This window comes from Streptomyces sp. NPDC059355 (assembly GCF_042752335.1).
Classification (GTDB): Bacteria; Actinomycetota; Actinomycetes; order Streptomycetales; family Streptomycetaceae; genus Streptomyces.
Genome location: NZ_JBHYXN010000024.1, coordinates 111,904 through 124,462 on the forward strand (window position 1 = coordinate 111,904; position 12,559 = coordinate 124,462).

11 protein-coding genes are annotated in these 12,559 nt (G+C 72.0%); 6 read left to right on the forward strand and 5 right to left on the reverse strand.

What is annotated here, in order from left to right:
* Positions 1-48: 48 nt before the first annotated feature.
* From ACFXGI_RS23055 to ACFXGI_RS23065, 3 genes are all read left to right on the forward strand, one after another.
* Positions 49-1,344 carry a PspC domain-containing protein gene (locus ACFXGI_RS23055; protein WP_384709674.1) on the forward strand — a complete coding sequence of 432 codons (1,296 nt, stop codon included), beginning with the start codon at positions 49-51 and terminating at the stop codon, positions 1,342-1,344.
* On the forward strand, positions 1,341-2,036 hold the full coding sequence (locus tag ACFXGI_RS23060) for a response regulator transcription factor (protein WP_030864264.1): 696 nt from the start codon (positions 1,341-1,343) through the stop codon (positions 2,034-2,036). Before ACFXGI_RS23055 ends, ACFXGI_RS23060 begins: the two co-directional genes overlap by 4 nt.
* A 106-nt stretch (positions 2,037-2,142) precedes the next feature.
* On the forward strand, positions 2,143-3,255 hold the full coding sequence (locus ACFXGI_RS23065; RefSeq protein WP_384709677.1) for an alpha/beta hydrolase: 1,113 nt from the start codon (positions 2,143-2,145) through the stop codon (positions 3,253-3,255).
* An 18-nt stretch (positions 3,256-3,273) separates the two neighbouring features.
* On the opposite strand, the gene ACFXGI_RS23070 is transcribed toward ACFXGI_RS23065, so the two are convergent.
* Together ACFXGI_RS23070 and ACFXGI_RS23075 are read right to left on the reverse strand one after the other, a co-directional pair.
* Positions 3,274-4,326, reverse strand: coding sequence for an NlpC/P60 family protein (locus tag ACFXGI_RS23070; protein ID WP_384709680.1), 1,053 nt, complete (start codon positions 4,324-4,326; stop codon positions 3,274-3,276).
* A 148-nt stretch (positions 4,327-4,474) separates the two neighbouring features.
* Positions 4,475-4,828: a hypothetical protein gene (locus ACFXGI_RS23075; protein ID WP_384709683.1), complete on the reverse strand. Its 354-nt coding sequence runs from the start codon at positions 4,826-4,828 to the stop codon at positions 4,475-4,477.
* A gap of 112 nt (positions 4,829-4,940) precedes the next feature.
* Between ACFXGI_RS23075 and ACFXGI_RS23080 the strand changes: the two genes are divergently transcribed.
* The gene (locus ACFXGI_RS23080) at positions 4,941-5,288 is read left to right on the forward strand and encodes an ArsR/SmtB family transcription factor (protein WP_384709686.1); all 348 of its coding nucleotides are present in this window, start codon (positions 4,941-4,943) and stop codon (positions 5,286-5,288) included.
* Positions 5,272-7,788 (forward strand): DNA helicase PcrA, encoded by a 2,517-nt coding sequence (pcrA, locus tag ACFXGI_RS23085; RefSeq protein ID WP_384709688.1) that lies wholly within the window; start codon positions 5,272-5,274, stop codon positions 7,786-7,788. Before ACFXGI_RS23080 ends, pcrA begins: the two co-directional genes overlap by 17 nt.
* Before the next feature lie 50 nt (positions 7,789-7,838).
* Here pcrA and ACFXGI_RS23090 read toward each other — a convergent pair whose 3' ends face one another.
* Positions 7,839-9,470: a peptidoglycan DD-metalloendopeptidase family protein gene (locus ACFXGI_RS23090; protein WP_384709691.1), complete on the reverse strand. Its 1,632-nt coding sequence runs from the start codon at positions 9,468-9,470 to the stop codon at positions 7,839-7,841.
* 78 nt (positions 9,471-9,548) lie between these two features.
* Positions 9,549-10,334 carry an esterase/lipase family protein gene (locus ACFXGI_RS23095; protein ID WP_384709694.1) on the reverse strand — a complete coding sequence of 262 codons (786 nt, stop codon included), beginning with the start codon at positions 10,332-10,334 and terminating at the stop codon, positions 9,549-9,551.
* Positions 10,335-10,566: 232 nt separating this feature from the next.
* Here ACFXGI_RS23095 and ACFXGI_RS23100 point away from each other — a divergent pair, with 232 nt between their 5' ends.
* Positions 10,567-10,968, forward strand: coding sequence for a cobalamin B12-binding domain-containing protein (locus tag ACFXGI_RS23100; protein WP_030864249.1), 402 nt, complete (start codon positions 10,567-10,569; stop codon positions 10,966-10,968).
* Between the two features lie 114 nt (positions 10,969-11,082).
* Here the strand turns inward: ACFXGI_RS23100 and ACFXGI_RS23105 are convergent.
* Positions 11,083-12,559 (reverse strand): DUF5691 domain-containing protein (locus ACFXGI_RS23105; RefSeq protein ID WP_384709697.1); only part of this gene is annotated, 1,477 nt, incomplete at its 5' end.

Here is a 12,559-nt window from a genome sequence, read left to right on the forward strand (position 1 = left end):
GGGCTGCCCTGATGTCCCGTACCCGGCCCGCATGTGACCATCAATGGCATGCCCGTCTCCACCGCCCCCCGTCCCCCGCACACGACAGACGCCGACGAACCGCCGCAGCGCAAGCTCTACCGCAGCGCCGACGGACGGATGCTCGGCGGTGTCGCGCGCGGTCTCGCAGGGCACCTCGGGCTGCCGGTCGTCTGGGTCCGGCTCGCCTTCCTCGGCCTGTTCATGTGGGGCGACGGGCTGGGCGTACTGCTGTATGCCGCGTTCTGGGTCTTCGTACCGCTGGGCATCGGCGGCCGCACCGGACACCGCTCCTTCTTCGAGACATTCGCCGATGGCAGCCGCCGCCTGCGCAAACCGGACCGGGGGCAGATCACCGCCCTCATCGCCCTGTGCATCGGCGCCGGCATCTTCATCTCCAAGGTCCAGCTCGGCGGCACCTCCGGCCGGTACGTGTGGCCGACGCTGCTGGTCGGCGCCGGTGTGGTCCTCGTATGGCGCCAGGCCGACAATGCCCGCCGCGCCCACTGGGGCGCCGCCGCCGGGCGCAACGCGCGCCTGCTCCAGATCGCCCGCGGCTTCGCCGGGGTCGCCCTGGTCGGCGTGGGCCTGACCGTCTTCATCGTCGTGCGCGGCTCGGCGGCCCAGCTCGGCAACGTGCTGACCGCCGCCCTCGCCGTCCTCGTCGGCATAGCCCTGCTCGCCGGCCCCTGGCTGATCCGGATGACCCAGGACCTCTCCGAGGAGCGCCTGATGCGCATCCGCGCCCAGGAGCGCGCCGAGGTCGCCGCCCACGTGCACGATTCGGTGCTGCACACCCTGACCCTGATCCAGCGCAACGCGGAGGACGTCGGCGAGGTCCGCCGCCTCGCCCGCGCACAGGAGCGGGAGCTGCGGAACTGGCTCTACAAGCCTGAGGGCACCGGCAAGGACGAGGCCGAGGAGCCCACCACCCTCGCGGAGGCCGTCAAGAAGACGGCCGCCGAGGTCGAGGACCACCACGGGGTCCCGATCGAGGTCGTCGTGGTCGGGGACTGCCCGCTCGACGAAAGGCTGGGCGCACAGATCCAGGCCGCGCGCGAAGCGATGGTCAACGCCGCCAAGTACGGTGGCGAGGGCGGGCCGGTGCAGGTGTACGCCGAGGTGGAGGGGCAGACGGTGTTCGTGTCCGTACGGGACCGTGGGCCGGGCTTCGACATCGACGCGGTACCGGACGACCGCATGGGCGTACGAGAATCGATCATCGGCCGGATGCAGCGCAACGGCGGGACCGCACGGCTGCGGTCCGCGCCCGACGGCGGCACGGAAGTCGAGCTGGAGATGGAGAGGGCGGCGAACGCAGCATGACCGAGGAGACGACCGGCAGCGCGGCAGTGGGCAGGCACGTCCGGGTGGTGCTCGTCGACGACCACCGGATGTTCCGCACAGGCGTGCAGGCCGAGATCGGCGAGACCGCCCGGACCGGGGTCGAGGTCGTCGGCGAGGCCGCCGATGTGGACCAGGCCGTCACCGTGATCACCGCCACCCGGCCCGAGGTGGTCCTGCTCGACGTGCACCTGCCCGGCGGCGGCGGGGTCGAGGTGCTGCGGCGCTGCGCCCCGCTGATGGCGGCCGCCGAGAACCCGGTGCGGTTCCTGGCCCTGTCGGTGTCGGACGCCGCCGAGGACGTCATCGGCGTCATCCGGGGCGGTGCGCGCGGGTACGTCACCAAGACCATCACCGGGACCGACCTGGTGAACTCGGTCTTCCGGGTGCAGGAGGGGGACGCGGTGTTCTCCCCGCGGCTGGCGGGCTTCGTGCTCGACGCCTTCGCCTCGACGGACGCGCCCCCGGTCGACGAGGACCTGGACCGCCTCACCCAGCGCGAGCGCGAGGTGCTGCGGCTGATCGCGCGCGGGTACGCGTACAAGGAGATCGCCAAGCAGCTCTTCATCTCGGTGAAGACCGTGGAGTCCCACGTCTCGGCGGTGCTCAGGAAGCTCCAGCTCTCCAACCGGCACGAGCTGACCCGCTGGGCGACGGCGCGCCGCCTGGTGTGACGTCTCATGTGACGTCTGATCAGGTGTGATGCGCGCGCAGGTGTGACCCACGCCGCAAGGGGCGGGGGCAACCGCGCGGTGCCGCGCTGCCCTCTTGGGTGGCGTGATGAGCTTGACGGGGTTCCCCCTGTTCGCGACGGCGATCGCCCTCACGGCGATCGCCGTTCTCCTGCCGCTGGCCGTGTGGAGCAAGGTGCGCGGCCCCGCCGTCGTACGCGTGTCGACCCGGGCCCTGATGGTGGTGTTCGCCCAGGTCACCGCCGTCGCGCTGGTGTTCATCTCGGTGAACCGCGAGGAGAACTTCTACGCCTCGTGGGGCGATCTGCTCGGCACCGGCAAGTACGTCACGGCCGCCCCCGACCTCGGTGCGGACGGGCTCGGCGGGAAGAAGGCCGCGGAGGTCAAGGCGGAGCCGAAGGTGCTCCAGGACTTCCAGCCGGTCGAGGGCCTCGGCGGCCGGGTCAAGAAGACCGAGCTCGACGGCAAGATCTCCGGGGTCAAGGGCGACGTCATGGTGTGGCTCCCGCCGCAGTACGACGACCCGGCGTTCAAGAACAAGAAGTTCCCGGTGGTCGAGTTGATCCCGGGCATACCCGGGACGGGCAAGTCCTGGTTCCAGGGGCTCAAGGCGGCCGAGGTGCTGGAGCCGCTGATGAAGAGCGGCAAGGTGCAGCCGTTCATCCTGGTCTCGCCGCGCGCCATGCTGCTGGGCAACGGCGACACCGGATGCGCGAACATCCCGGGCAAGGTCAACGCGGACAGCTGGTTCAGCGTCGACGTCCGCAAGATGGTCACCGACAACTTCCGGGCCTCCGACGAGGCCCGCACCTGGGGCGTGGCCGGCTACTCGGCGGGCGCGTACTGCGCCGCCAAGCTGGCAATCCTGCACCCCGACCGCTACAGCGCGGCCGTCTCCCTCTCCGGCTACAACGACCCGGGCCAGGAGCCCACCTCGCTGGTCGCGCAGGACCCGGAGATGCGGCGCACCCACAACCTGAAGGCGCTGCTCAAGGGCGCGCCCACCCCGCCGGCGGTCACGCTGTGGATGTCGGGCGCCGAGCAGGACGGCTACCTGTCCGGCACGGACCTCAAGGCCATCGCCCAGACCCCGACGGCGGTGCACGCGGAGAAGGTCACCGGCGGGCACAACCTCGACTCGTGGTCGAAGCAGCTCCCGGCGGTGTTCGCCTGGCTGACCACGCAGGTCAAGGCGCCGTAGGGCGCTCGCGCCGCCGGCTCACGCGGGGCGGGAGGCGCCCGCCCACGGCATCGAGTCGATCGGGGCCACGCGGACCGTCGACCCGGGGCGCGGGGCGTGGATCATCTGGCCGTTGCCGATGTACATCCCGACGTGGGTGACCCCGGAGTAGAAGAACACCAGGTCACCGGGGGCCAGCTGATCGCGGGAGACCCGCTGCCCGGCGTTGATCTGGGTGTACGTGGTGCGGGGGAGGGAGACCCCGGCCGAGCGCCAGGCCGCCTGGGTCAGGCCGGAACAGTCGAACGAGCCGGGTCCCGTCGCGCCCCAGATGTACGGCTTGCCGATCGCCCCGTACGCGAACGCCACCGCGCGGGCGGCGCGCGTGCCGTCCGAGGGCGGCGGCGCCGGGGTCGTGGCGCGCGGACCGGCGGGGGCCGCGCCGCCCGACTGGGCCTCGTACGCGGCCCTTTCCTCGGCGGTGAGCTTGGCCAGCAGCCGCTTGGCGCTGTCGAGCTTGCCCTCCACGGTGGCCTTGTACCCGGCGAGCTCGCCCTCGCGGGCGCGCAGGTCGGCGAGCCGGCCGGAGGCCTTGTCCCTGAGCTGCCCGACCTCGTCGAGCCCGCGTCGTACGGAGGCGACCTCGGCGGCGCTGCGGTCCCCGGTCCGGGTGAGGAAAGAGGCCTGGTCCAGGTAGTCCTGGGGGTTCTCGGCCAGCGCCAGCCGCATGGCGGGCCCCAGGCCGCCGGTGCGGTACTGGCCCGCGGCCAGGGAACCGAGCGCCCGGCGTGCGGTGTTGAGCCGGTCGGTCTTGCGGGCGGCCTCGTCGCGCAGTGCGTCGAGCGCGCGCTGGGCCTCGTCGGCCTGCTCCTTCGCCCCGTTGTACCGCTCTGCCGTCTCCTCGGCCTCCTCGTAGAGCCGGTCCACCTCGGCCTTCACCTGGGAGGGCGTCTGCTGGGGGTCGGCCTGCGAGGTGCCTTCGAAGGCGGTGGCGGTGGCAGCGCCCGCGAGGGCGAGTGTCGCTGCGGTCCGCACGGTGCCGCGGGAGAGCGGATGGAGCGGGCGCTGCCTGGGCTTTCGGTGACTGGCCACGAGGGCCTCACGTCCTTCCTCGCTCGGGAGCTCGGTGCTTGGAGGAGGACGCTAGACCCGAAGGTAACGGTGGGATGACGAGATGATCGCAAGTGCCCCGACGTGAACTGATGTGGCCGGATGTGGCTGTTGTGGTTCGCTGCCGGGATCAGTGCCAGAGGACGGCGATGAAGATATTGACCACGGTCAGCCCGCCGACCGCGCCGAACAGCGCCTTGTCCACGTGCTCCTCGTCCCGCTTCACGTAGACGAGCGCGAGGATCACGAAGAGGACGGCGAGCTTCACGCCGATCTTGATGTTGTTGACGTGGCCGCCGTCCATCTCGTGGAAGCCGACCAGCAGGACGCCGGTGACGAGCATCGTCAGCGCGCCGTGCAGCATCGCGGGCACGAAGCGGGCGGTGCCGGCGCTCATCGCCTTCATCTGCGTCAGGAAACCGCCCAGGAGGGAGGCGATGCCGATGATGTGCAGGCCCACGAAGACATTGATGAGTACATCCATGGCGTCGAGCGTACGGGGGCTCCAGGTCGGCTCCGGAAGCGGGTCCGTCCCAATGTACGAGATCTTCGAACGGTCTGGCCGTGTCCGTACGAGATCTGCGTACAGTGAGGACATGCCTGCCGCCGCCGAGCCGACCCACCCCCGCACCCAGGACCTCGACCTGGCCGAGGTGCTCGCGGCCCTGGGGCACCCCGTCCGCCTCGAGATCGTCCGCAAGCTCGCCTCCGGCGAGGAGGCGTTCTGCGGCGAAGTGGTGCCTGACCTGCCCCGATCCAGCGTCACGCACCACCTCAAAACGCTCCGGGAGGGTGGGGTGATCTGCCGGCGCCCGCAAGGACGCAAGCTCTACCTCGCGCTGCGCCGCGACGATCTGGAGCTCCGCTTCCCCGGTCTCCTGGAACTCGTACTGGCGTGTCGGTCCCGACCTCTAGACTCGGAAAGCGATGAGCAGCCTCTTTGACGACAGTTTCCTGGCGGACCTCACCCCCTCCGACGAGGTCCCCCCGCCGCCCGAGGATCACCCCGCGCCGGAGGAAGGCGCGGACGATCTGTTCGGGGGGCAGTTCGACGTGCCCATGGGCGGTAACGCGTACTACCGGGACGGCGCCCCCAAGCCCGTCATCGACCCCGCGATGCTTCTGGACGGGCTGAACGAGCAGCAGGCGGCGGCCGTCGTGCACGCCGGCTCCCCGCTGCTCATCGTGGCCGGCGCCGGCTCCGGCAAGACCCGGGTGCTGACCCACCGCATCGGCCACCTGCTGGCCGCGCGGGGCGTCCACCCCGGCCAGATCCTGGCGATCACCTTCACCAACAAGGCCGCCGGCGAGATGAAGGAGCGCGTCGAGGGCCTGGTCGGCCCGCGCGCCAACGCCATGTGGGTGTCGACGTTCCACAGCGCGTGCGTACGGATCCTGCGCCGCGAGTCGAAGCGCCTCGGTTTCACCTCGTCCTTCTCGATCTACGACGCGGCCGACTCGAAGCGCCTGATGGCGCTCGTCTGCCGCGACCTGGACCTGGACCCGAAGAAGTTCCCGCCCAAGGCCTTCAACGCCAAGGTCTCGAACCTCAAGAACGAGCTCATCGACGAGGACGCCTTCGCCGGGCAGGCCGCCGACGGATTCGAGAAGACGCTCGCCCAGGCGTACGCGATGTACCAGGGGCGGCTGCGCGAGGCCAACGCGCTCGACTTCGACGACATCATCATGACGACCGTCCACCTGCTCCAGGCGTTCCCGGACGTCGCCGAGCACTACCGGCGGCGCTTCCGCCACGTCCTGGTGGACGAGTACCAGGACACCAACCACGCCCAGTACACGCTGGTGCGCGAGCTCGTCGGCACCGGCTACCCGGACCTGCCGCCGGCCGAACTGTGCGTGGTGGGTGACGCCGACCAGTCGATCTACGCCTTCCGCGGCGCGACCATCCGCAACATCCTCCGGTTCGAGGAGGACTACAAGGACGCGACGACGATCCTGCTGGAGCAGAACTACCGCTCCACGCAGACGATCCTCTCCGCCGCCAACGCGGTCATCGAGCGCAACGAGAACCGCCGCGCCAAGAACCTGTGGACCCAGGCCGGCGCCGGCGCCGTCATCACCGGATACGTCGCGGACACCGAGCACGACGAGGCGCAGTTCGTCGCCGACGAGATCGACCGGCTGACGGACGCCGGGGACGCCAAGGCGGGCGACGTCGCGATCTTCTACCGGACGAACGCGCAGTCGCGCGTGTTCGAGGAGATCTTCATCCGCGTCGGACTCCCCTACAAGGTCGTCGGCGGCGTCCGCTTCTACGAGCGGAAGGAGGTCCGCGACATCCTCGCGTACCTGCGCGTGCTCGCGAACCCCGAGGACAACGTCCCGCTCCGCCGGATCCTGAACGTGCCCAAGCGCGGCATCGGCGAGCGAGCCGAAGCGATGATCGACGCGCTCGCGATGCGCGAGAAGATCACCTTCCCGCAGGCGCTGCGGCGCGTGGACGAGGCGTTCGGCATGGCCGCCCGCTCGACCAACGCGGTGAAGCGGTTCAACGTGCTGATGGAGGAGCTCCGCACGATCGTCGACGCGGGTGCGGGCCCGGCGGTGGTGCTGGAGGCGGTGCTGGAGCGTACGGGCTATCTCGCCGAGCTCCAGGCCTCGACCGACCCGCAGGACGAGACGCGCATCGAGAACCTCCAGGAACTCGCGGCCGTGGCCCTGGAGTTCGAGCAGGCCCGCGGCGAGGACGCCGGGACATCGGAGACTGCCCCCGCGAGCGGCACGCTCGCGGAGTTCCTGGAGCAGGTCGCGCTCGTCGCCGACTCCGACCAGATCCCGGACGAGGACGAGGACGGCTCCGGAGTCATCACCCTGATGACCCTGCACACGGCCAAGGGCCTCGAGTTCCCGGTGGTCTTCCTGACCGGCATGGAGGACGGGGTCTTCCCGCACATGCGCGCGCTGGGCCAGACCAAGGAGCTGGAGGAGGAGCGGCGCCTCGCGTACGTCGGCATCACGCGTGCGCGCGAGCGGCTGTACCTGACCCGCTCCGGCATGCGCAGCGCGTGGGGCACCCCCTCGTACAACCCGCCCTCGCGGTTCCTCGAGGAGATCCCGGCCGAGTACCTGCAGTGGAAGCGGACGGGCGCGGCGCAGAAGCCGGCGGGCCCGATGCGCAGTTCCGGCTCCGGGTACGGATCCTCCGGCTCGGGCGGCGGCAAGGCCACGTTCGGGACCTCGCCCGAGGCGTTCCTGTCCTCGTCGCGGACGAAGTCGGGGCCGTCCGGGTTCGCGACGCGCCGGGCCGCCGACAAGCCGGTCATCGCGCTGGCGGTCGGGGACCGGGTCACGCACGATCAGTTCGGGCTGGGCACGGTCATGGAGGTCCGGGGCGCCGGCGCGGACGCGCAGGCCACCGTCGACTTCGGGGACGACAAGCCGAAGCGCCTGCTCCTGCGCTACGCGCCGGTGCAGAAGCTGTAACGGGGGGTGCCGGGCCCGGGCTCAGGCCCGGGCCTTCGCGCCGAGGTGGCTCAGGTCGGGTCCAGACCGTGGCTGCGGAGCCACGGCAGGGGGTCGATCGCCGAGCCGCCGCCGGGCCGGACCTCGAAGTGGAGGTGCGGGCCGGTGGAGTTGCCGGAGTTGCCGGAGTAGGCGATGACGTCGCCCGCCTTGACCTTGCCGGACCGGATCTTGGTGCTGCTGAGGTGGCAGTACCAGGTCTCGGTGCCGTCGGGCGAGGTCACTATGGCCATGTTGCCGTACGCGCTGTTCCACTGCGTGCGCACGGTGCCGTCGGTGGCGGACATGACCGTGGTGCCGTACGAGACCGGGAAGTCGATGCCGGTGTGCACGGACATCCACATGCCGCCGGCCTGGCCGAAGCTGGCGCTGAGGCCGTGCTGTTCGACCGGGATCGCGAACTTGGGGCGGGCCGCTTCCTTGGCCGCCTCCTCCTCCGCCTTCCGCTTCTTGTCGTCTTCCTGGCGCTGGCGCAGGTCGATGCGCTCCTGCGTGCGGCTCGCGCGGTCCGCGAAGTCGCCCGCGTCGGCGCTGAGCGCCGTCAGCTGGGTGTCGAGCTTGCTGTTCGCCGCCACGGGCTTCACCGAGGCCGGGTCGGGCGCGGCCATCGTGGTGGTTCCCTCGGCGGGCTTTTCCGTGCCGGTGAGCCCGCCCACGGAGGCGGCCGCGACACCGGCGACGCCCATCACGCAGGCGGAGGGAACGGCCACGGTCAGCAGGGCGGAACGCTTCGCCGGGGTGCGGCGCCGGGAGGTGGCGGCAGCGGCGGGGGCCGACTTCGTCTTCGACTTGGCGCCGGCGCGGCGCGAGGCGCGGGGCGCGGGCGCGGCGTCCAGGGTGACCGGCATGGCCTGGGTGGGCAGGTCGTGCACGGGCTCGGGCTCGGGCGCGAGGTCGAAGCCGGACTCGGCATCGGCGTTCTCGATGCCTTCGGTGTCGATGACTTCGAAGACGGCGGTCTCGCTGTACCCCTCGGCGGCCGGCGTCTCGTAGGCGTAGGCCGTCTCCTGGTGCTGCTGCTCCTGGAGCTCGTACTGGTGGTGGTCGTACGAGAAGGTCTGGGTCTGCTGCTCGTGCTGCGGGACCGTGTTCCAGGCGGTGGCGTCGTACGCACCGGTCTCGGTGCCCGTGGTGCCGTAACCCGGCATCGCCCACTGCCCGGTCTGCTCGTAACCGAGGGCGGTGGCCTGGTAGTCGGCGGCGCCGCTCTGCTGGTTCCAGGCGCTCGCGTCCCACTGCCCGGTGGCGGTGTCCTCGGGGACGCCGCCCTGGGCGGGGATCGTCGAGAGGTAGCCGGCGTCCTGCGCGTAACCGTCCTGCGCGGACCAGGCGGTGGAGTCGTAGGCGCCGGTCTCGTACGAGGGGTAGGAGGAGGCGTAGTCGTACCCCTGACCCTGTGTTTCATAGGAAACATAGGCCGAGTCGCCAGCGAAAGCGGTGTTGGAAAGGCCGTCGTACCCGGAATCGGGGTACAGGCCCGGCGAGGGGCGGTCGTTCACCAACTTCTCTTTCGCCTCGGCAGTGGGGGGCCTGGGTGGCCAGGGAACGGGAGGTTCCTTGGGGAGAGCAGTGGCGTGACTGTACCCGGCGGTTACTGGCAACGACAATCTTCCAGGGGTTGCCGGCTTTGCGGAACCGGGCATTCGGCCGTCTTTCGGTCGCACCAAGGCCGAGCCTTGGCCTTGAGTTCGAAATCCGTTCGAGTTTCGATGGGTTGGCGTTCACGCGACGGAAGCGGTGTCCCCGAGGCTCGCCAGGGCGGCCGGGGCGGGCCCGTCGAGGGCGCGCCGGACCGCTGCCGTGACGGCCGGATGCGCGGGGAGGGCGAGGTGCCCGATACCGGTGACCTGTACGTTCTCCGCCTGGAGGTCCGGGTGCTCGATGCGTGCCGTCTCGGTCGGGTCCATCAGCTCGTCGAACTCGCTCCAGAACGCCACACATCGGGTCCGGCAGCCGGGCGCGGGTGCCCGCAGCTCGGCCATCACCTCGGAGTCCGGCCGCATCTGCCGGACCAGCGGGTAGGCGTCCATGAAGGGGGCGACCCGCGTACCGGAATGCGGAGTGCCGAGCGTGACGAGCGTGCGGACGCGGGCCTCGCCGCCGAGGCGCTGGACGTAGTACCGCCCGACCAGCCCGCCCAGACTGTGCCCGACCAGGTCCACCCGCTCCTGCCCGGTGCGCTCGCACAGCTCCTCGACGCGACGGGCGAGGTGGCGGGCGGTGACGCGCAGGTCGCGTGTGAAGGGGGAGTAGTTGTACGCCTCCACGTGCCGCCGTCCGCCGGCGGCGAGGGTGCGGCGCAGCAGGACGAAGACGGACCGGTTGTCGGTGAACCCGTGCAGCAGCAGCACGGGAGGCCGGCCGAGGTCTTTCCCGCCTGTCGCGGCGGGCTTCTCGGGCCGTATCCCCGTCGGGTAGAGCAGCAGGTGGCCGCCGAGGACCACTGCCTCCAGCACGCCCGCCCGCAGCGCGGCCCCGGAAACGGGTACGGGTATGGACACCCCCATGGACGGCCCCCCTCAGCCTTCTGGGCCGGCGCCTTCGGAATGGCCTGCGGGCTGCGGCCGACCGCGCCACCGTGCCGTGCGGCTGTCGGTACGGTGACGCGGCGCCCCCGGTGCGGCTCCCCTGGCGGTGAATCAACGCCGTCCCACGTGTGATTTCCCCCTCCTGGTTGACCGTGAAACGGGGGTGTGCGCGATGCTGTACTTAACGTTCGTTCACTCGGGAGGCAGTGCGATGGGTGTGACCGGTCCGATCCGTGTGGTGGTGGCCAAGCCGGGTCTCGACGGCCACGACCGCGGGGCCAAGGTGATCGCGCGTGCGCTGCGGGACGCGGGCATGGAGGTCATCTACACGGGCCTCCACCAGACGCCCGAGCAGATCGTGGACACCGCCATTCAGGAAGACGCCGACGCGATCGGCCTCTCGATCCTCTCGGGCGCCCACAACACGCTGTTCGCGCGTGTTCTGGAACTCCTCAAGGAGCGCGAGGCGGAGGACATCAAGGTCTTCGGCGGCGGCATCATCCCGGAGGACGACATCGCCCCCCTGAAGGCCAAGGGCGTGGCCGAGATCTTCACCCCGGGCGCCACCACCACCGCCATCGTCGACTGGGTCCGCACCCACGTCCGCCAGTAGCTCCGAGGGCGGCCGGGGCGCCGCTGCCGATACGCTCGCACCCCCGGGCCGCCTGCGGCGCCCGGGGGTGCGAGCGGCCGCGCCCCGCCACGCGCAGTCATGCGCGCGCGAAAGTCATGCGGGGGCCAGTTCCGACAGCATCGCGGCGCGCAGGCGCAGGGTGGCGACCAGGCGCTGGAAGGCCTCGGCCCAGTACGCGGCGGCGCCGGAAGCGGCCTCCGCCGGGTCGGCGAAACCGGCGCCCCGCGCCACCACCGCCTCCAGGCGCTCCGCCTCTTCGGGATCCAGGCAGCGCTCGGCCAGCCCCATCACCCCGCTGAAGCTCCACGGGTAGCTGCCCGCCTCCCGCGCGGCGTCCAGCGCGTCCACCACCGCCCGCCCCAGCGTCCCCGCCCACGGGACCACGCACACCCCGAGCAGCTGGAAGGCCTCCGAAAGGCCGTGGGCCCGTATGAACTCCGCGACCCACTGCGCCCGTTCCCCGTCGGGCAGGACCGACAACAGCTTCGCCCGCTCCGCGAGCGACGCGGTGCCCGGGGCCGTCGCGGGCGGCGCCGACGCCGAGCCGAGCAGCGCCTTCGACCACTGAGGATCACGCTGGCGCACCGCCGCCCGGCACCACGCCGCGTGCAGTTCCTCCCGCCGGCTCTCGCCCCCGCCCACCGGCAGCGCCACGATCTCCGCCGGGCCGAGCCCCCCGAACCGCTCCTGCCAGCAGGACAGCGGCGCCGCCTCCACGAGCTGGCCCAGCCACCAGGCCCGTTCCCCGCGCCCGGCCGGCGGCCGTTCGACCACTCCGTCGCGGAGCATCCCCGCATCGCATGCGGCCGGCGGAACCACCCCGTCCGGCCCCACGCAGGCCAGTGCCCGCTCCGCCATCCGTCCGGCCAGCGCCGACTCCGGCAGCGCGGACAGCAACTCGGCCGCCGTCGCCCGGACGTTGCGGCTCCGGTCGCCCAGGGCCGCCTCCAGGAAAGGCTCGTCCCCTCCGGCCAGTCCCACCCGCAGCGAGTCGAGGAACATCAGCCGGTCCTCGGCGCGTTCCGTGGCCCAGGTCGTCGACAGCAGCCGCGTCGCAGCCGCCGCCTCGTGCGCCCGTACGGCGCCCAGGAGGGCCACGCGCTCGGCGAACAGCCCCTCCTGCCACAGCCTTTCCACCCCCACCCGGTCCTCGGGGGCAGGCAGTTCCCCGGCGCCGCCCGCCCCGCCGCGCAGGGCGAACCGCCAGTCCGGATTCAGCCGGGCCAGCCACAGCCCCCGCGCCCCGGCCAGGGCCAGCGCGGGGGCGCGCAGGTCCGTACGGGCCCGCGCCGCGTCCAGCAGCGCCGGCACCAGTGCGTGCGGCGCCCGGTACCCGTGCCGACGGGCAGCGGCCAGCCACTGCGGGAGCAGCTCCGTCAGGTCCGGGGCGGCCCCCCGCCGCCCGCCGCCGCTGCCCACGCCCGTCCGGCCGGCCAGCAGCTGCGCGAGCCGCCGCCGGGCCGCGGCGGGCGGAGCCGGGCGCGGCTCCCGCGGCGCGGGCACCCGCCGCGGCCCCGCCGCGGCGGGCCGCCGTCCCGGCCCCCGCCGTAAGCGCTGCACGGGCGCCGCC